Consider the following 19,113-nt stretch of genomic DNA (forward strand, 5'->3'; position numbering starts at 1 on the left):
CGTTGCGAGGGTCGCGCCTAGGTGGGATCGAGGGGGCGCCGCGTCGCGGCGCCGCCCGTCTACCTCGGTCAGACGACCGACATTTCCAGCGCGCCGTCGCCTTCGTCGATCTTGACCGTGCTGCCGTCGGGCACTTCGCCCTGCAGCAACATCTCGGCCAGCGGGTCCTGCAGGTAGCGCTGCACCGCGCGTTTCAGCGGACGCGCGCCATAGACCGGATCGTAGCCCACCCGGCCGAGCCATTTGAGCGCGGCGTCGGACAGGTCGAGCACGATCTTGCGGTCCTTGAGCAGTTTCTGCACCCGGCCGACCTGGATCTCGACGATCGGCGCCATGTGTTCTTCCGCCAGGCGGTGGAACAGGATGATCTCGTCGAGCCGGTTGAGGAATTCGGGCCGGAAATGCGCACGCACCGCGTCCATCACCTGCGGCTCGACATCGGCCACCTCCTGCTCGTCGGTCATTTTCGAGAGGAACTGGCTGCCCAGGTTCGAGGTCAGGATGATCAGCGTGTTCGAGAAGTCGACCACCCTGCCCTGCCCGTCGGTCAGCCGCCCGTCGTCGAGCACCTGCAGCAGCACGTTGAAGACGTCGCTATGCGCTTTCTCGACCTCGTCGAACAGCACGACCTGATACGGCCGGCGCCGCACCGCTTCGGTCAGCACGCCGCCTTCCTCGTAGCCGACATAGCCCGGAGGCGCGCCGATCAGGCGGGCGACTGCGTGCTTCTCCATGAACTCGCTCATGTCGATGCGCACCATCGCCTGATCGTCGTCGAACAGGAATTGTGCCAGCGACTTCGTCAGCTCGGTCTTGCCGACCCCGGTCGGGCCGAGGAACAGGAACGAGCCGAGCGGCCGGTTCGGATCCTGTAGCCCTGCGCGCGCGCGGCGCACGGCCTTGGACACGGCTTCGACCGCCTGGGTCTGGCCGATCACACGTTCGCCGAGCTTCTCTTCCATCTTGAGCAGCTTCTCGCGCTCGCCCTCGAGCATCCGGTCGACCGGCACGCCGGTCCAGCGCGAGACCACGCCGGCGATGTCATCCTCGGTCACTTCCTCGCGCAGCAGTGCGTTCTCGGTCTGCCCTTCGGCTTCGCCGAGCTTCTTTTCCAGCTCGGGAATCTTGCCGTAGGAAAGCTCGCCCGCCTTGGCGAGATCGCCCGCGCGTTGCGCCTGCTCCAGTTCGATCCGCGCGGCGTCGAGCTCTTCCTTGATCCGGCTCTCGGCGTGGATCTTGTCGCGCTCGTTCTGCCACCGCGTGGTCAGCTCGGAGGATTGCCCCTCGAGATCGGCCAGTTCCTTGCGCAGGTTTTCGAGGCGATCCTTCGACGCCTGGTCGCTTTCCTTCGCGAGCGCCGATTCCTCGATCTTCAGCTGGATGATCCGCCGGTCGAGCGCTTCGATCTCCTCGGGCTTGCTTTCCACTTCCATCCGGATGCGCGACGCCGCCTCGTCCATCAGGTCGATCGCCTTGTCGGGCAGGAAGCGGTTCTGGATGTAGCGGTTGGACAGCTGCGCCGCGGCGACGATCGCGCCATCGGTGATCCGCACGCCGTGATGCAGCTCGTACTTGTCCTTGATCCCGCGCAGGATCGAAATCGTGTCCTCGACGCTCGGCTCGTCGATATAGACGGGCTGGAAGCGCCGCTGCAGCGCCGGGTCCTTCTCGACATATTTCTGGTATTCGTCGAGCGTGGTCGCGCCGATGCAGTGCAGTTCGCCGCGCGACAGGGCCGGCTTCAATAGGTTGCCCGCGTCCATCGAGCCTTCGCTGGCGCCGGCACCGATCAGCGTGTGCATCTCGTCGATAAACAGGATGATCTGGCCTTCCGCGCCCTTCACCTCGTCGAGCACGGCTTTCAACCGCTCCTCGAATTCGCCGCGATATTTCGCGCCCGCGATCAGCGCGCCCATGTCGAGCGACATCAACGTGCGGCCCTTGAGGCTGTCGGGCACGTCGCCATTGGCGATGCGCAAAGCGAGACCCTCGGCAATCGCGGTCTTGCCGGTGCCGGGCTCCCCGATCAGCGCAGGATTGTTCTTGGTGCGGCGGGCAAGGATCTGCACCGTGCGGCGGATTTCCTCGTCGCGCCCGATCACGGGATCGAGCTTGCCGTCCCTGGCCGCCTGGGTGAGATCGCGCGCAAAGCGCTTCATCGCGTCATAGGCGTCTTCGGCGCTGGCGCTGTCCGCCGTGCGCCCGCCGCTGACGTCCTGGATCGCGGTTTCGAGCGCCTGGGCATCGACGCCCGCTGCTTTCAGAGCCTGGCCCGCTGCGCTGGTGGTGGAAAGCGCGAGCGCCTGCAACAGACGCTGCACAGGCACATAGGCATCGCCTGCCTTCTCGGCGAGCTGCTGCGCCTGATCGAGCGTGCGCACCGCATCGTTGTCGAGCCCGGGCGTCTGCTGCGCTCCGCCGCCCGACACCGCCGGGATCTTCGCCAGCGCGGCATCGGCTTCATCCTCGGCCATGCGGGGATTGCCGCCCGCGCGGCTCACGAGCCCTGCCGCCATGCCCTCGCCATCGTCGAGCAGTGCCTTCAACAGGTGCACCGGCGTGATGCGCTGGTGGGAATTGCGGATCGCGATGGTTTGCGCGGCTTGCAGGAAGCCCTTGGCGCGATCGGTGAACTTTTCGAGATTCATCAAAACACCCCCGGAACAGGAATTGGATGCTCGCAAGATGGTGTGTCTTGCATGCAACACAAGTGCCATTATGCGATTAGTGTGTCGTTTATACAAAACACCTTGTGCAATCGACGAGCGTCATTGCCAATCGGGCCGGTCGCGGCGCATTGATAGACCTGACAGGACAGGGGTTCCGAACGGATGCCTGCCGCGATCGAAGGGGGGCCGACGAAGATGGAATTTGCAATCGCAACCGATGGGCTGCGCAAGAAGCTGGGCGGACGCACGGTCATCGACGACCTTGCGCTGCGGGTGCCCCCGGGCGACGTTTATGGCTTCATCGGCCCCAACGGCGCGGGCAAGACCACCGCGATGCGGCTGCTGCTCGGCCTGATCCGCCGCGACGCGGGCGACGTTTCGATCCTGGGCCGCGATCTCGACAGGGACAGGATCGGCGCATTGGCCGAAACCGGCGCCTTCATCGAGCATCCGGGCCTCTACGACCATTTGTCCGGCCGCGCCAATATCGAGCTCTACCGCCACCAGCGCGGCCTCGCGGCCAGCGAAACCGATCGCGTGCTCGAAGTGGCGGGAATGACCGAACATGCGAACCGCAAGGCCGGGCAATATTCGCTCGGCATGCGCCAGCGCACCGCGCTTGCCCGCACGCTGCTCGGCAATCCCAAACTGCTGCTGCTCGACGAGCCGACCAACGGCCTCGATCCCGAAGGCATCCAGGACATGCGCGAACTGATCCGCGCCCTGCCCGAACGCACCGGCGCAACCGTGTTCCTCTCGAGCCATTTGCTGGCCGAGATCGAACAGGTCGCCAAACATGCCGGATTGCTCCGCGATGGAAAGCTGGTGTTGCAGGGGCCGCTCGACGAATTGCTCGGCGGGGGTGGCGAGGCGCATATGTCGGTCGACGATCCCAAGCGCGCCGCCGCGGTTCTGGGCCAGGCCGGATGGGCTGCTGAGAAAATCGCTGCCGACCAGATCGCCGTGCGGGGCGCTTCCGCAACCCCCGGCGAGATCGACACGGCCACCGCCAACCGCTTGCTGGTCGAAGCCGGGATCGCGGTCAGCGCGATCGCACGCCCGCGTTCCAGCCTCGAAGATCTCTATCGCCGCTCGACTGCGGCGCAACCTGCGGGAGACACGCAATGATCCGCCTCGTCGCCGCCGAATTTTCCAAGCTGCGCCGCTCCTTCGCGCAGATCTTCGCCCTGCTCGTGCCGGCCTTCATGCCCTTGCTGGTGTTCCTCGTCCTCGCTGTGAAATCGGATGACGTGGGATGGACCAAGGTCATCGGCCAGCTCATGCTCCCGCTGTGGTTCCTGTTCCTGATGCCGATGGCGATCACCGTGTTTTGCGCGCTGGCCGGCCAGATCGAATACCGGGCCAAGGCATGGGACCAGGTGCTTTCGCTGCCATTTGCCAAACCCAAGATCTTCGCGGCCAAGCTGATCGTGTTGCTGGTCGCGATGGTGGTGATGAATTTCCTGCTGCTGATCTACACCTACGGTTTGTTCGGGGCGGCCAACGCCCTGTTCCGCCCGTTCATGACCGGCGATCCGGAAATCGCGAAGACATTCGGCGTGATGGCCAAGATCCTAGCCGCCGGGGCCTTCATGTTCGCGCTGCTGGCGTGGGCGTCGCTGCGGTTCGGCAATTTCATCGTCACCCTCACGATCGGGATCGGAGGCACGCTGGTGGCTCTGGCCGTCGCGATGACGCAGACCAAGGATGCTGACTGGTTTCCGTGGGTCCTGCCGCTGCGTGCGGTCGATCCGGCGTCGGGCAGCGAGCCGATCGTCATCGGCCTGGTCGGGGGCGCGGTCACCGTGGTGCTCGCGCTGATCGACCTCTCGCGCAAGCAGTTCCGCTGAGCGAGGCCTAACCCGCGCCGATGGTGTCGAGCCCCGGCACCATCACCGTGCGTCCGCCGCCGAATTCCTCGCGCACCACGATCAGGCCCTGCCGTTCGAGGTGGCCGAGCAGGCGGCGGATGCGGCCCGGCGAACTGGTGCCATAGGCGCGAGCGAGCGCTTCCTCGTCTACCAGCACTTCGCCCGCATGGGCGGCGCGCGCGATGACGTAGAACGGGCCGAGCAGATCGTCGTCGACCGTGCTGGCGAGCGAGAGGATCTGCGCGCGCGTATCTTCGTCCAGTTCGTCGAGCCCGGCCCCGGCCTCGGCAAACTTGCGCCGGAACGAGGCCATGTCCGGCATCGGACCGATCAGGCGTTCGCGGCGGCAGCGTGTGAGGAAGGACTGGTATTGCGCGCTCGACGATTGCGCGACGACCGTATCGTCATTCGCCAGCTCGCCGATGATCGCTTCGATGCGGGCCACCGTCTCGTTCGGCTCGGCCGCAAGTGCCGGATCGCCGCCATCGGAAGATGCCACCTGCGCCTGCTCGGCCCGCGCGATGCTCTCGCTCACATCCTCGACCGGCGGGGCCGGCGGCGGCGCGGGCGGTGGCGGCGCGGCCTTGGCAGCGACTTCGGCCAGCCCGTCGGTCAGCAGCGAGGCCATGTCTTCGGGTGCAGTTTCGGGCAGCGCCATCAGCCCTTCGGCACGCGCCTTGTGACCCGACTGGACCGGGCCGATCTTGACCGCCACCGGCACCCGCGTGATCGCCGGCCCAAGTGCGAGGAAATGGCCGCGTTCTAGCTCGCGGATACGCTCGGCCTGGCGGCGCTCCATGCCCAGCAGGTCCGCCGCGCGGACCATATCGATGTCGAGGAAAGTCCGCCCCATCAGGAAGTTCGAAGCTTCGGCGGCCACGTTCTTCGCCAGCTTGGCGAGACGCTGCGTGGCGACGATCCCGGCCAGCCCGCGCTTGCGCCCGCGACACATCAGATTCGTCATCGCCGATAGCGTCATCCGCCGTGTGTCCTCGGCGATCTCGCCCGCGACCGAGGGCGCGAACATCTGTGCTTCGTCGACCACCACCAGCGCGGGGAACCAGTGTTCGCGCGGCGCATCGAACAGCGCGCCAAGGAATTGCGCGGCGCAGCGGATCTGCTGTTCGACCTCGAGCCCTTCGAGCGCCAGTACGACGCTCGCGCGGTGTTCGCGGATGCGGCGGGCGAGCGCCTCGATCTCGGGCGGGGAATAGGCCGCACCGTCGACCACGACATGACCGAACGGCTCGGCGAGCGAAGTGAAATCCCCTTCGGGATCGATCACCACCTGCTGGACCATCTTGGCGCTCTCTTCGAGCAGGCGGCGCAGCAGGTGCGACTTGCCGCTGCCAGAATTGCCTTGCACCAGCAGGCGCGTGGCAAGCAGCTCCGCAACATCGAATTCGACCGGCTTGCCCGACGATTCGTGACCGATGACGACCTTTTCCCTCACGCCATCGACGCTAGCGAGGCGCCGGAGCTTAACGAAGGGGGCGTCGGGGGTTTTACCCAGACGGATTGCGCTTGCTTGGTCGGCTCGTTACCCCTGTCACCGGGAAGAGGAATCGCACGCATGAAAAAATGGTTGGCCCGCATCGGATTTACGGTGCTCGGTTTGGTGCTCGTCGTATTCGTGGGGCTCGCGGTGTGGGAGCCGCTGCTTGCCGAAGAAGGCACCGCCCCGCCGCCCGAAACCTACACCGCCGAGATCGTGCGCGACGAATTCGGCGTGCCGCATATCTACGGCAAGCGCGACGTCGATGTCGCCTACGGGATCGCGCAGGCGCACAGCGAAGACGATTTCTCGACCTTGCAGGATGTCGCCGCAATGACCCGCGGGCGCTACGCCGCGATCGCCGGACAAGACGGCGCGACGTTCGATTTCGCCTTTCACGCGCTCGATGTCGAAGGAACGGTCGAGCGTCACTATGACGAACTCGCCCCCGATGTCCGCGCGATCCTCGATGCCTATGCCACCGGGCTCAACGATTACGCCGCCGACCATCCGGGCGAAGTAAAGCTCGACAATCTCTTTCCGGTCGACGGGCGCGACATCGCCGCCGGATTCGCGCTGCGCCAGCCCTTCTTCTTCGGCCTTGCGGGCAAACTCGGCGCGCTGGTCGAAGGGAAGGACTACCTCCCCGATCCGGGCCGCCCGATCGACCCGTCGCCCCTCCCCGTTCCGGGCAGCGAGGAAGAGCGCAACATGGGCTCCAACGCCTTTGCCATCGCACCCGAAAAGTCGGGCGGCGAAACGCTGCTCGTTTCCAATTCGCACCAGCCGTGGAGAGGCGGCGTCGCATGGTACGAGCTGGTCGTCGAAAGCGGCGAAGGCTGGCATTTCGCCGGGGCGACCTTCCCCGGCAGCCCCTATCCCTTCCTCGGCCACAACGAGAATCTCGGCTGGACCAACACGGTCAACCAGCCCGACATGTACGATGTCTACGAGCTGACGGTGAGCAAGGAAGTCGTCGGCAACGACCACAAGCTGGTCTACGAGCTCGACGGCGAATGGCGCGAGCTCGAAAGCAAGGATGTCACCCTTCCGGTGCGGGTCGGCCCGATCGTGCTGCCGATCCAGCGCACCGTCTATCGCTCGGTCCACGGGCCGGTGATCAAGAACGACAAGGGCTATTTCGCGATTCGCTATGGCGGGATCGATTCGATTTCTCAGCTCGACGCCTACTACCGGCTCAACAAGGCCAAGACCCTGGCCGAGTGGAAGGGCATCCTTTCCAAGCTCCAGATCCCCTCGACCAATTTCATCTACGCCGACGATCAGGGCAATATCGCCTATTACTACAACGCCGCGATCCCGGACCGGCAGGTAGGCCCGGACTGGCGGGGCATCCTGCCGGGCAATGACAGCGCACTGATCTGGACCGATTACGTCGGCTTCGAGGAGCTGCCGCAATACGAAAACCCGTCTTCGGGCTGGCTGTTCAACGCCAACAACAACCCGTTCTCCGCCGCCGGAAGTGCCGACGATCTGAAGGCGGAGGATTTCCCGGCCGAACTGGGCATCGAGACCAAGAGCACCAATCGCGCGCGGCGTGCGGCCAGGCTGATGAGCGAGGCGAACCTGATCGACCGCGCCAATCTCGAACGGATCAAATACGATACCGGCTGGGAACGCGAGGGCTACGTCGCCGCCGCGCTCGACGGGATTGCGGCGCTCGATCTGCAAGAGGGGCGTTATCGCGACGCACAGGCTCTGCTCGCCGATTGGGACCTCAATTCCGACGGCGTGGGCCGCGCCGATGCGCTCGCCCTGCTGATCATGCGGCAATATATGGGCAAGGACTACAACCTCGAACCACTCCCCGATCCGCGCGAGGAGCTGGTGAAAGCCGCCGATTTCCTGGTCGAGAATTACGGCCGGATCGATCCACCGATGAGCGAGGTTCTGCGTCTACGACAGGGCCCCGGCCCCTATGCGGTGGACCTTCCGCTCGACGGCGGGAGCGACACGCTACGCGCATCGACGCTTTGGGATGTGGACGATGACGGCCGCCTGTCGGTGAAGCATGGCGACAGTTTCGTTATGTTCACCGTGTGGAAGGGCGACGAGCCTGTCATGTCCGAGAGCATTCAGCCTTTCGGTGCCGCCACGACCAGGCCCGACGATCCGAATTTCACCAGCCAGGCACCGCTGTTCGTGCGGCACGAGCTCAAGCCCGTGTTCTTCTGGCGCCCGGACGTGATGGAAAATGCCGTTGGTCGAAAGACGGTGACGTCGAAGCGCTAGGCCGATAGGGTCGCGCGCGAGACGTGATAGACAGGCGGCAGATGGTCGCCGCGCAGGAGAGAAATCGATGAAGAATATGGCCAGCATCCTTGCCATCGCCGCATTCGCTGTAAGCGGTTGTGCGACGACCGGGGACACCGCGATGACTGCGGCACCCACCACCGCTCCCGCGGCGACCAGCCAAAGCAGCGACCTTGCCGAGCTCGTCGACGAGGTCCGCATCCCGTACGATGTCTTCACGCTCCCCAATGGGCTGACCACCGTGGTCCACACCGATCGCAAGGCCCCGCTGGTCGCGGTCTCGGTCTGGTACGATGTCGGCTCCAAGCATGAACCCAAGGGCAAGACCGGTTTCGCCCACCTGTTCGAACACCTGATGTTCAACGGTTCGGAAAACGCCGATGGCGATTTCTTCGAACCGCTCCAGCAAGTCGGCGCGACCGGCTTCAACGGCACCACCAATGCCGACCGCACGAATTATTTCGAAACCGTTCCGACTGCCGCGATCGACCGCGTGCTGATGCTCGAAAGCGATCGCATGGGCTATCTGCTCGGTGCGGTGACGCAGGAGAAGCTCGATAACCAGCGCGGCGTCGTCCAGAACGAGAAGCGCCGGGGCGACAACCAGCCCTATGGCCTGCTGCGCTACGAGGTGAACGAGAACATCTTCCCGCGCGGCCATCCCTATTTCCACTCGACCATCGGATCGATGGACGATCTCAACGCCGCCTCGCTCGAAGATGTGAAGAACTGGTTCAAGGACCATTACGGCCCCAACAACGCCGTGCTGGTGCTGGCAGGCGACATCGATGTCGCCACCGCCAAGGAGAAGGTTGCCAAGTGGTTCGGCGCGATTCCGCGCGGTGACGATGTGGTCGATCCGGAAATCACCGTCCCGCAGCTTGCGGCGGACAAGGAAAAGATCATCAAGGACCAGGTTTCGACCACGCGGATCTTCCGCATGTGGCCGATCCCCGGTGAGACCTCCGCCGACAGCACCTTGCTGAGCCTCGCGCAGACCACGCTCGGCGGCCTCGCCAGTTCGCGCCTCGACAACGCGCTGGTGCGCGGCAAGGGGCTCGCGGTCTCTGTCTCGAGCTGGGCCTGGACCAACGAGGATGCCGGCGTGTTCATCGTCCAAGCCGACCTCAAGCCCGGCGTCGAACGCGCCACGCTCGAAGCCGCGCTCGACGAGGAAGTCGCCAAGTTCATCGCCGAAGGACCGAGCGCAGACGAACTCGCCCGCTCGAAGACCTCGATCGTTTCGGGCGCGCTCGGCGGGCTGGAATCGGTCGGCGGGTTCGGCGGCAAGGCCGTGACCCTGGCCGAAGGCGAGCTCTATCACGACGATCCGGGCCACTATCGCAAGCAGCTCGAACAATTGGTCGCGGCCACGCCCGCCAGCGTTCGCTCGGTCGTGCAGAAATGGCTCGCCAAGCCGCGCTTCGCGCTTGTGGTCGAGCCGGGCGAGCGCACCGAAGGCGGCGAAAACCGCGGTGGTGCCTTCACCGATACCACGGGCATGGGCCTGAACGCCGCGCCGCTCGAATATTACTGCAACCCGGAATACTGCAATCCCGAAGAGCTGGGTACGACCAGCTATCAGGATCGCTCGCAGCTGCCCGCCGTCGGCCAGCTGACTGATCTCGACTTCCCCGATATCGAGCGCGCCACGCTCTCGAACGGCATGCAGGTCTATTTCGCGCGCCGCGACGCGGTGCCGAAAGTCTCGGTGCGGGTCGTCTTCGATGCCGGCTACACCGCCGACAGCCGCGATGCGATGGGTGTCCAGTCGCTGATGCTGCAGACCATGGATGAAGGCACGAAGACGCTCGATGCGACGCAGTTCGCGATCGCGCAGGAGCGGCTCGGCGCCAGCATCAACGGTTTTGCCAATCTCGACGATACCAGCTTCCAGCTTTCCGCCCTGTCGACCCGGCTCGCGCCGTCGCTCGACCTGCTGGCCGATTTCATCCGCAACCCCGGATTCCGGGCGGATGACCTGGGCCGCGTCCGCGCCCAGCAACTGAACCGGATCGCTGCGGAAAAAAAGAGCCCGGGTGCAGCTGGCTACCGTGCGCTGTCGCAGATCGTCTATGGCGACCACCCCTATGGCATTCCCGGCTCCGGCCTCGGCGATGCGACAGCGGTGGAAGTGGCAACGCCGGCCACGCTGGAAGCCGCGCACGATGCCTGGATCCGTCCGGACAATGCGCAGGTCTTCGTCGTCGGCGACACTACGCTGGCCGAAGCCGTTCGCCTGCTCGAAGCCTCGTTCGGCGACTGGAAGGCTCCGGCCACTCCTGCCCCGACCAAGAACTTCGATGCTCCGATCCCGGCACCCGATGCGCGCATCGTGCTCATCAACCGCCCGAATTCGCCGCAATCGGTGATCCTCGGTGCCCGGGTGCTCGATAATCGCGGATCGGACGACAACACCACGCTCTATGCCGCGAACGAAGTGCTCGGCGGCAGCTTCCTCTCGCGGATTAACATGAACCTTCGCGAGACCAAGGGCTGGTCCTACGGCTCGCGTTCGTCGGTCAGCAGCAGCAAGGATCGCCTCGCCTACATCATCCAGGCGGAGGTCCAGGCCGATCGCACCGGCGACTCGATCCTCGAACTGGAAAAGGAAGTGACCAACTTCGTGGGCGATTACGGCGTGACGGCAGACGAGCTCGAGCGCACGGTCAACGGCAATGTGCGCGAGCTTCCGGGCCAGTTCGAAACCTCGGGCGCGGTGCTTGGCGGGATCGTCAACATCGTGAAGTACGACCGCCCCGACAATTACTACGAAACGATCGCCGACAAGTATCGCGCGCTGAGTGCCGAGGCCATTGCCGACGTCGCCGCCCGGAACTTCGTCTATGACGACATCGTTTATGTCGTGGTCGGCGATGCCGAGGTCGTGCTCCCGCAGCTCGAAAAGACGGGTCTCCCGGTCGAAGTGCGCGAGATGGAACAGTAAGCGCCCGCCAATTGACATAAATGTAAGTTGCCGCGAAGAGAGCGGCACAAAGCAATCAAGGAGATTTTCAATGTCCGTAGCCGGAACCTACAACACCGTCGTGAAGAGCCCGATGGGCGACCAGAGCGGCACTTTCACCGTCGTCCCGGGCGACGATGGCAAGACCTTCACCGGCTCGATGGCCGGCGGCATGGGCTCGATGGACGTCAAGGACGGCACCATCGACGGCGACACGCTGAACTGGAAGATGGACATGACCGTCCCGATGCCGATGACGCTGAACTGCACCGCCAATGTCGAAGGTGACCAGATGACCGGCACCGTCAATGCCGGCGCGTTCGGCGACATGCCGCTCACCGGTGAGCGCCAGGGCTGATTTTCCAGCTCCGCGTAAATACGAACAGAGGCCGCCGGAGCGATCCGGCGGCCTTTTTCGTGCCCGTTCGCGTCCCTATCTAGGCCTCATGGCTGACGACGAAACCGATCCCGCAGACAAAGCCCGCTATCGCAAGGTGCCGAGCGGGCGCGCATCCCGACTGGGCGCGTTCGGCAAGCTGGCGGGCGGCGTCGCAGGCGGATTGCTGGGCGAAGGAGCCCGCCGTCTGGCGCGCGGCGAGCGCCCGAAGATGCGCGACCTGCTCCTGACGCCGGGCAATGCGCGCCGGCTGACCGACCAGCTCTCGCACCTTCGCGGCGCGGCGATGAAGATGGGCCAGATGATCTCGATGGATGCGGGCGACATGCTGCCGCCCGAACTGTCCGAGATCCTCTCCGCCCTTCGGTCGCAGGCGCATCGCATGCCGCCGCCGCAATTGCGCGACGTGCTCGACGGCGAGTGGGGCAAAGGCTGGCGCGACCGGTTCAAGAGCTTCAACGCCACGCCGATTGCGGCCGCCTCGATCGGCCAGGTCCACCGTGCGGTGCTGCCCGATGGTCGCGAGGTCGCGATCAAGGTGCAATATCCCGGCGTGCGCGAGAGCATCGACAGCGATGTCGACAACGTCACCAGCCTGCTGCGGATTTCGGGCCTGGTGCCCAAGGAACTCGACCTCACCCCGCTGCTCGACGAGGCCAAGCGGCAATTGCACGAGGAAGCCGACTATCTGCGCGAAGCCGAGCAGATGGACCTTTACGCCGATCGGCTGGAGGGCGACGATCGCTACGTGGTTCCGCGCTCGATTGCCGAACTCACCACGCCGCGCGTGCTGGTGATGGACTTTGTCGAGGCCAGGCCGATCGAAACGCTCGACGACGAGCCGCAGGAGATCCGCGATCGCGCGATGGCCGAACTGATCGCGCTGCTGCTGCGCGAATTGTTCGAATTCGGCGTGATGCAAACCGATCCGAACTTCGCCAATTATCGCTACCAGCCCGACAGCGGCAAACTCGTGCTGCTCGATTTCGGGGCCACGCGCGATATCGCCCCGGCCATCGCCGAAAGCTATCGCCGCCTGTTCGCCGCCGGGCTAGCAAAGGATCGCGATGCCGTGCGCGCGGCGGCGGTGGATGCGGGCTTCGTCGGCCCCGGCGTGCTCGCCAACCATCGCGAAGCGCTCGACGATATGATCGACATCGTGATCGCAGAGATGACCCGCGAAGGGCCGTTCGATTTCGGAGACCGCGCCTTCGTGCAGGTGCTGCGCGAGCAGGGCATGGACATGGCGACCGACCGTGCAACCTGGCACCTGCCGCCTGCCGAAACGATCTTCGTCCAGCGCAAGATCAGCGGCACCGCGCTCTTGGCTGCGCGCTTCAAGGCCCGGGTCGATATCCGCGGCCTCGCCCGCCCCTATCTCGACAAGGACCCGCGCATCGCCTGATAGGCCGCCGCCGCAACCGTGTTCGCAAGGTTGAGCGAGCGGACCTTGTCACTTCGCATCGGCAGGTTCACCATCTGCGTACCGTGCGCATCGACGATCGCCTGCGGCAGCCCCTTGGTTTCGCGACCGAACACGAGATAGGCATCGTCGGGATAAGCGGGCTCGTAAAAGCTGCGCGGCGCGTATTCCTCGAACAGGAACATCTGGTCGTCACGCGGCGCGCGCTCTTCCAGAAACGCCTCCCAACTCGCGAATTCCGCCAGCCGGATATGCTGCCAGTAATCGAGCCCCGATCGCTTCAGCCGCTTGTCCGAAATCTCGAACCCGAGTGGGTGGATCAGCACCAGCTCCATATCCAGCGCCACGCAGGTGCGCCCCACCGCGCCGGTATTACCGGGGATTTCCGGGTGGACGAGAACGATGGAGGTCATCGCGCGCGGATCAGGCCGATCAGGAACAATGCCCAGCCGACCGTCAGCGCTGCGCTCGACGAGACGATGATTGTCGTCACCGCATTCTCTGCGATGAGGGCGGCAGAATAACCGGCGCCGGCCATCGGTAGCGCTTCGCTGGCACCGGTGGTCGCAGCCAGCGTGATCCCCAACCACAGGCCGACCATCCCTGCGGCTAGCGTCCAGCGCGCGACAATCTCGGTTCGCGCATTCCAGCGAACCCTTGGCCAGAAAAGCGCAGCGACCATAACGGCTACGCCGCTTTGGACGGCGTCGAGGTGTGCGGAGAGCGCCATCCGGGGATTGGCGAACAGATCGACCGCAGCCCCTTGGAGCAGCCCTGCGAGAAACAGCGCAGCGCCGACAATCGCGAGCGATCGCGCTGACGGCGGCAGCGCCGGTTCGATCACCCCAGCTTGTCCTTCAGGATCTGGTTGACCACCGCCGGGTTGGCCTTGCCCTGCATCGCCTTCATCGTCTGGCCGACGAAGAAGCCGAACAGCTTGTCCTTGCCGCCCTTGTACTGTTCGACCTTATCCTGGTTGCCCGCAAGGATATCGTCGATCGCGGCCTCGATCGCGCCGGTGTCGGAGACCTGCTTGAGGCCTTCGGTCTCGGCGATCTCGTCGGGCTCGCGGCCTTGCTTCAGCACGATTTCGTAGATTTCCTTGGCCTGGCCGCCCGAAATCTCGCCCTTGTCCTGCATCGCGAGGATGCTGGCCTGGCGTTCGGCAGTGGCGTTGGCCGGATCGGCCTCGTCGCCCAGCGATTTGATCACGCCGGGCGCGACCGAGAGCGCCCAGTTGGCGACCTGCGTGGCAACCGCCTTGGCATCCTTGCCGATCGTCTTGGCGGTGGCATCGAGCAGCGTTTCGAAGCGCGCGAAGGTCTCGACCTCGGCGGTCAGTTCGCGGGCGTTGTAGTCCGTCAGACCCAGCTCGCCGGTGTAGCGCGCGCGCTTGGCATCGGGGAGTTCGGGCAGCGACGCGCGACATTCCTCGAGGAAAGCGTCTTCCAGCTCGATCGGGAGCAGGTCGGGATCGGGGAAGTAGCGATAATCGTGCGCGTCTTCCTTCGATCGCATGGTGCGCGTGGTGCCAGCGCCCGGATCGAACAGGCGCGTTTCCTGATCGACGGTCCCGCCATCCTCGAGCACGTCTACCTGGCGGCGCGCCTCGTATTCGACGACCTGCTGGACGAAGCGCACCGAGTTCACGTTCTTGGTTTCGGTGCGGGTGCCCAGTTCGCTATCGCCGACCTTGCGGACCGAGACGTTGACGTCGGCGCGCATCGAACCTTCTTCCATATTGCCGTCGCACGAGCCGACATAGCGCAGGATAGAGCGCAGCTTGCGCACATAGGCCCCGGCCTCTGCGGGCGAGGTCATATCGGGGCGCGAGACGATTTCCATCAGCGCCACGCCGCTGCGATTGAGATCGACATAAGACATGGTCGGATGCTGGTCATGCATCAGCTTGCCCGCGTCCTGTTCCACATGGATGCGTTCGATCCCGATGACCTTGTCTTGCGCGATGCCAGCCTTCTCGTCGGCATCGATCACCAGCTGCCCCTCGCCCACGATCGGATGATAGAGCTGCGAGATCTGATAGCCCTGCGGCAGATCGGCATAGAAATAGTTCTTGCGGTCGAACCGCGACCACGCGTTGATCTGCGCCTCGATCGCCATGCCGGTGCGCACCGCCTGGCGGATGCACTCGCGATTGGGCACGGGCAGCATGCCCGGCATCGCCGCGTCGACGAGGCTGACGTTGCAATTGGGCTCCGACCCGAACTGGGTAGAGGCGCCCGAAAACAGCTTCGAGTCCGAAGTGACCTGCGCGTGGACTTCGAGGCCGATCACGACCTCCCACTCGCCCGTTGCGCCCTGAATTGTGTATTTGCTCATGACCACCACTGCTCCGGCTGGGCGGAGAACCCGGCCCGCTTCTCGATCGCCAGCCCGGCGTTCAGCACGCCCTGCTCGTCGAAGGGTTTGCCGACCAGCTGGAGACCCAGCGGCAGGCCGTCGCCGTTCAGCCCGCACGGCACACTCATCGCGGGCAGACCCGCGAGCGAAGCAGGCACCGCGAAGACGTCGTTGAGATACATCGTCAGCGGATCGTCATCGAGGCTGCCGAGTGCGAAGCTCGCGGTGGGGCAGGTGGGCGCGAGGATCACGTCGCACTTTTCCCACGCCTGCTCGAAATCGCGCGCCACCAGCGTGCGGACCTTCTGCGCCTGCGTGTAATAGGCGTCGTAGAAACCGGCGCTCAGCACGTAGGTGCCGATCATCACGCGGCGTTTCACCTCGTCGCCGAAGCCTTCCGCGCGGGTGGCGGCGTACATGTCCTGCAAACCGGCGCCATCGGGAAGATCGCGCAAGCCGTAGCGCACGCCGTCATAGCGCGCGAGGTTGGACGAGGCTTCGGCCGGGGCGATGATGTAATAGGCGGGCAGCGCGTATTTGGTGTGCGGCAGCGAGATATCGACGATCTCGGCGCCCGCATCCTTGAGCCACTGTTTGCCCTGCTCCCAGCTGTCGAGGATTTGGCTGTCGGTGCCGTCCATCCGGTATTCACGCGGGATGCCCACGCGCTTGCCGGAGAGGTCGTCCGAAAGCGCCGCTTCCCAATCGGGCACGTGCATATCGAGGCTGGTCGAATCCTTGGGATCGAAGCCTGCCATCGCGCCGAGCATGATCGCGCAATCGGCAACGTCGCGCGCCATCGGTCCGGCCTGGTCGAGGCTGGAGGCAAACGCGATCGTGCCCCAGCGCGAGCAGCGGCCATAGGTCGGTTTGACCCCGGTGATGCCGGTGAAGGCCGCAGGCTGGCGGATCGAGCCGCCGGTATCGGTCCCCGTCGCCGCCGGACACAGCCTCGCCGAGACTGCGGCCGCCGTCCCGCCCGAAGAGCCGCCGGGCGACATAGCGGCATTGCCGCCATCGCTCTTGCGCCAGGGCGAAATCACATTGCCGAACGCGCTGGTCTCGTTCGACGAACCCATCGCGAACTGGTCCATGTTGAGCTTGCCCAGCATGGTCGCGCCGGCATCCCACAGGTTCTGCGAGACGGTGCTTTCATAGCGCGGCGTGAACCCGCCGAGGATCGCGCTGGCTGCGGTGGTCTCGACCCCGTCGGTGCAGAACAGGTCCTTCATGCCGATCGGCACGCCGCCCATCGAGCCGAGGTCTTCTCCCTTGGCGCGCTTCGCATCGATCCGGTCTGCGGCTTCGAGCGCGCGCTCGGGCGTCTTGACGAGGAAGGCATTCAGCGGATCGGACGCGGCGACGGCGGCGTTGAACGCCTCGCCCACTTCGCGCGCGGTAAAATCGCCGCCCGCCACGCCATCGCGAATGGCCTTGATGCCGAGTTGGGTCAGTTCGGTCATTCGATCACCTTGGGTACGCCGAAGAAGCCGTGTTCGGCGACGGGTGCATTGGCGAGCACGTCGTCGCGCCGGTTGCCGCCCGTCTTGGGATCGGCATCGACCACGTCGTCGCGCAGGCGCTGGTGGTTGGGAATCACCGCCGTCATCGGTTCGACGCCGGTCACATCGACTTCGCCGAGCTGTTCGACCCAGTCGAGGATGTTGTTGAGTTCGGGCACCATCTTCTCGCATTCGGTATCGCTCATCGCGATGCGCGCCAACGAGGCGATTTTCGCCACCTGTTTCGTGTCTACGGACATGGCCCCGCACTAGCCTTGCCGCGCCGCAGCATCAAGCGGGCATGAGCGTGTCGGTGCGCCCTATTCGAACGGATCTCCCACCGGCTTGCCGTCGATATAAAGCTGGCGCCCGGTGTAGGGGCGGATTTCGGTTTCCCCGTCTTGCGGAAGGTCGGGGACATCGACCGCGACCGGCCCTTCCCGCTCATCGGATTGCCGGAGCAATCCGCCAAAATTGTACAAGCGGCGAACCGTGCCTTCATCCGCTATCAGAAGGTGTTGCAGCGAACCCTGCGTAACCATGGCGACATGCGTGCCGCCATCGAGTGGCCCGAGGAAAATTGCGCGGCATTTGTCGTAACAGGCCCGGCGGGAATCACCGACCCAAGCGGCAAGTATAGTGCGCTGGGCCTCGGAGCCACCATCAATGGTGAGATTGTCGCGGCGCTTCTTGGCCAGCTTGCGCTCGCGATCCGGATGGGGACCCCGGCGATAGCGCCATGGTTTCGATTTGCGCGCCTGCGCCTGTTTGGCGAGAGTGGCGATTCGTGTTTCGGAAGATTCCGCCAGCCCCGCCAGCGCTTCGCGCCCGGGCTCACCGAAATCCCATTTGAGGGCGTCGAAATCGAATTCCTGCGGCGGCACCGCGCCGCTTTCCAGCCGCGCGACCTGGTTCGCGGTCGACAGGCTGCCGAAATTGAGGATCGGCAGCGCCAGCACCAGAGCATAGACCGCGGTCCCCACCGCGAGCTTGAGATTGGAGCCACGCAGGAGCGCCGACCACCCGCCCTTCCAGCCGCGCACCACATCGACGAAATAGGCCGTGCCATAGGCGACCGCGACGACCGCGGCGGCAAGGCCCCACAGCCGTTCGGGCGTCAGTCCATACTGGTCGATCCTCACGCCCATCGAAATCGCGGCGAACACCGTCAGCGGTAGCACCCCAAGCGCGAGGATGCGCGCAGCCACTTGCAACACCGGGCTGGGCGTCATGCCTGCCGCATCGTCGCGAATCACCGCGTTGACGAGCAGGAAGCTGCCCGCCGCGATCGCCAGCAGGATCGGCGTCGCGCTATCGGTCGCATCCCACAGCACACTCGGCCCGGAAACGACCACCGCGGCGAGGAACAGGACCACCGCCAGCGCCAGGGGAACGGCGAGCAGCGAGAAGATCGTCATCACCAGCGATTGCAGCGTGCCGAGAATCTTCAGCTGGTTGCGCAACACGCCCAACGCCGCGCCGAAGGCCGCGCCCGAGAAGGTCCAGCCGAACCAGTCTTGCTGGATCAATTCGTCGAGCGGTATGCCGACGAGGTCGAGCAACCGCGCGACCAGCCAGAGGACGATCCACGACAGGCCCAGGAAAGCGAAGGAACCGCCGACGCTGATCGCATCGGTCCAGGCGTGGTAATGCGTTTCGGGATAGGACGTCCGCCAGCGCAGATGGTGAAAGCCCGCCTGGAACAGCGGCAGCGATAGCCCGGCGGCGAGCAAGCCCGCCATGATGCCGTATTGGCTGGCCGCGAGGTCGTCTCCCTGCCCCACCGCGCGCCACACCAGCCCACCGAGGACCAGGCCGACGATGGCGGCGAAGATCGCCGGGGCTTTCCAGAGGTCGCGATCGAGCGTGAAGGCAAAGGCGATCGCGCCGGCTGTGACCAGCGCCGCGAGCGCGGAGCGGAACCCGCTATCTTCGTAGCCGTCGGTCAGGATGTAGACGAGCAGTCCCGCCGCGCCGAGCAGCGCGGCCAAGGCCCATGGGCGCATGTCCCACTCGGTGATTCGCCGTGTCGTCGCAATATCGTCCATCGCCCGTCCTCCCCTTGGCAGGACGATGCCTAGCGCAGCCCACCCTCCCCGTCATGGGGAGAATGGGTCTCTGCGAATTCGCGTTGGCTACGCTGAAGTCACTGGGCC

14 protein-coding genes are annotated in these 19,113 nt (G+C 65.1%); 6 read left to right on the forward strand and 8 right to left on the reverse strand.

What is annotated here, in order from left to right:
* Positions 1-68 precede the first annotated feature (68 nt).
* Positions 69-2,648 carry an ATP-dependent chaperone ClpB gene (clpB, locus tag GRI68_RS08350; protein WP_160616825.1) on the reverse strand — a complete coding sequence of 860 codons (2,580 nt, stop codon included), beginning with the start codon at positions 2,646-2,648 and terminating at the stop codon, positions 69-71.
* A 216-nt stretch (positions 2,649-2,864) separates the two neighbouring features.
* Between clpB and GRI68_RS08355 the strand changes: the two genes are divergently transcribed.
* Together GRI68_RS08355 and GRI68_RS08360 are read left to right on the forward strand one after the other, a co-directional pair.
* Complete coding sequence (locus GRI68_RS08355) at positions 2,865-3,797, forward strand: ATP-binding cassette domain-containing protein (protein WP_160616826.1); 933 nt, start codon at positions 2,865-2,867, stop codon at positions 3,795-3,797.
* Positions 3,794-4,519, forward strand: coding sequence for an ABC transporter permease (locus GRI68_RS08360; RefSeq protein WP_160616827.1), 726 nt, complete (start codon positions 3,794-3,796; stop codon positions 4,517-4,519). The genes GRI68_RS08355 and GRI68_RS08360 overlap by 4 nt, the downstream gene beginning before the upstream one ends.
* Positions 4,520-4,526: 7 nt before the next feature.
* On the opposite strand, the gene GRI68_RS08365 is transcribed toward GRI68_RS08360, so the two are convergent.
* Positions 4,527-5,993, reverse strand: coding sequence for an ATP-binding protein (locus tag GRI68_RS08365; RefSeq protein ID WP_160616828.1), 1,467 nt, complete (start codon positions 5,991-5,993; stop codon positions 4,527-4,529).
* Positions 5,994-6,113: 120 nt separating this feature from the next.
* Between GRI68_RS08365 and GRI68_RS08370 the strand changes: the two genes are divergently transcribed.
* The 4 genes from GRI68_RS08370 (at position 6,114) to GRI68_RS08385 (ending at position 13,076) form a co-directional block, all read left to right on the forward strand.
* Entirely contained in the window at positions 6,114-8,288 is a 2,175-nt protein-coding gene (locus GRI68_RS08370) for an acylase (protein WP_160616829.1), read from the forward strand.
* A gap of 67 nt (positions 8,289-8,355) precedes the next feature.
* Entirely contained in the window at positions 8,356-11,256 is a 2,901-nt protein-coding gene (locus tag GRI68_RS08375; RefSeq protein WP_160616830.1) for a M16 family metallopeptidase, read from the forward strand.
* A gap of 70 nt (positions 11,257-11,326) precedes the next feature.
* Positions 11,327-11,632: a hypothetical protein gene (locus GRI68_RS08380; RefSeq protein ID WP_160616831.1), complete on the forward strand. Its 306-nt coding sequence runs from the start codon at positions 11,327-11,329 to the stop codon at positions 11,630-11,632.
* A gap of 88 nt (positions 11,633-11,720) precedes the next feature.
* The gene (locus GRI68_RS08385) at positions 11,721-13,076 is read left to right on the forward strand and encodes an ABC1 kinase family protein (RefSeq protein ID WP_160616832.1); all 1,356 of its coding nucleotides are present in this window, start codon (positions 11,721-11,723) and stop codon (positions 13,074-13,076) included.
* On the opposite strand, the gene GRI68_RS08390 is transcribed toward GRI68_RS08385, so the two are convergent.
* Genes GRI68_RS08390 through GRI68_RS08415 form a run of 6 tightly spaced genes read right to left on the reverse strand, consistent with a single transcriptional unit; the run spans position 13,046 to position 19,005 of the window.
* Positions 13,046-13,507 (reverse strand): tRNA (cytidine(34)-2'-O)-methyltransferase, encoded by a 462-nt coding sequence (locus tag GRI68_RS08390; RefSeq protein WP_160616833.1) that lies wholly within the window; start codon positions 13,505-13,507, stop codon positions 13,046-13,048. The two genes, GRI68_RS08385 and GRI68_RS08390, sit on opposite strands and share 31 nt — an antisense overlap.
* Positions 13,504-13,938 (reverse strand): hydrogenase, encoded by a 435-nt coding sequence (locus tag GRI68_RS08395; protein WP_160616834.1) that lies wholly within the window; start codon positions 13,936-13,938, stop codon positions 13,504-13,506. Before GRI68_RS08395 ends, GRI68_RS08390 begins: the two co-directional genes overlap by 4 nt.
* On the reverse strand, positions 13,935-15,434 hold the full coding sequence (gene gatB, locus GRI68_RS08400; protein WP_160616835.1) for an Asp-tRNA(Asn)/Glu-tRNA(Gln) amidotransferase subunit GatB: 1,500 nt from the start codon (positions 15,432-15,434) through the stop codon (positions 13,935-13,937). The genes GRI68_RS08395 and gatB overlap by 4 nt, the downstream gene beginning before the upstream one ends.
* Positions 15,431-16,918, reverse strand: coding sequence for an Asp-tRNA(Asn)/Glu-tRNA(Gln) amidotransferase subunit GatA (gene gatA / locus GRI68_RS08405; protein ID WP_160616836.1), 1,488 nt, complete (start codon positions 16,916-16,918; stop codon positions 15,431-15,433). The genes gatB and gatA overlap by 4 nt, the downstream gene beginning before the upstream one ends.
* Positions 16,915-17,217, reverse strand: coding sequence for an Asp-tRNA(Asn)/Glu-tRNA(Gln) amidotransferase subunit GatC (gene gatC / locus GRI68_RS08410; protein WP_160616837.1), 303 nt, complete (start codon positions 17,215-17,217; stop codon positions 16,915-16,917). Before gatC ends, gatA begins: the two co-directional genes overlap by 4 nt.
* A 60-nt stretch (positions 17,218-17,277) precedes the next feature.
* Positions 17,278-19,005, reverse strand: a complete 1,728-nt coding sequence (locus GRI68_RS08415; protein ID WP_160616838.1) for a DUF4153 domain-containing protein — start codon at positions 19,003-19,005, stop codon at positions 17,278-17,280.
* Positions 19,006-19,113 lie beyond the last annotated feature (108 nt).

It is taken from the genome of Alteriqipengyuania halimionae (genome assembly GCF_009827575.1).
In the GTDB taxonomy this organism is placed as follows: domain Bacteria; phylum Pseudomonadota; class Alphaproteobacteria; order Sphingomonadales; family Sphingomonadaceae; genus Alteriqipengyuania_A; species Alteriqipengyuania_A halimionae.

Bases quoted from the DNA above. Each gene is read 5' to 3' on its own strand.
- GRI68_RS08370 (WP_160616829.1), top strand. From the start codon at position 6,114: ATGAAAAAATGGTTGGCCCGCATCGGATTTACGGTGCTCGGTTTGGTG.
- GRI68_RS08415 (WP_160616838.1), bottom strand. From the start codon at position 19,005: ATGGACGATATTGCGACGACACGGCGAATCACCGAGTGGGACATGCGC.
- GRI68_RS08380 (WP_160616831.1), top strand. From the start codon at position 11,327: ATGTCCGTAGCCGGAACCTACAACACCGTCGTGAAGAGCCCGATGGGC.
- gatC (WP_160616837.1), bottom strand. From the start codon at position 17,217: ATGTCCGTAGACACGAAACAGGTGGCGAAAATCGCCTCGTTGGCGCGC.
- clpB (WP_160616825.1), bottom strand. From the start codon at position 2,648: ATGAATCTCGAAAAGTTCACCGATCGCGCCAAGGGCTTCCTGCAAGCC.
- gatA (WP_160616836.1), bottom strand. From the start codon at position 16,918: ATGACCGAACTGACCCAACTCGGCATCAAGGCCATTCGCGATGGCGTG.
- GRI68_RS08375 (WP_160616830.1), top strand. From the start codon at position 8,356: ATGAAGAATATGGCCAGCATCCTTGCCATCGCCGCATTCGCTGTAAGC.
- GRI68_RS08385 (WP_160616832.1), top strand. From the start codon at position 11,721: ATGGCTGACGACGAAACCGATCCCGCAGACAAAGCCCGCTATCGCAAG.
- GRI68_RS08355 (WP_160616826.1), top strand. From the start codon at position 2,865: ATGGAATTTGCAATCGCAACCGATGGGCTGCGCAAGAAGCTGGGCGGA.
- GRI68_RS08360 (WP_160616827.1), top strand. From the start codon at position 3,794: ATGATCCGCCTCGTCGCCGCCGAATTTTCCAAGCTGCGCCGCTCCTTC.
- GRI68_RS08390 (WP_160616833.1), bottom strand. From the start codon at position 13,507: ATGACCTCCATCGTTCTCGTCCACCCGGAAATCCCCGGTAATACCGGC.
- gatB (WP_160616835.1), bottom strand. From the start codon at position 15,434: ATGAGCAAATACACAATTCAGGGCGCAACGGGCGAGTGGGAGGTCGTG.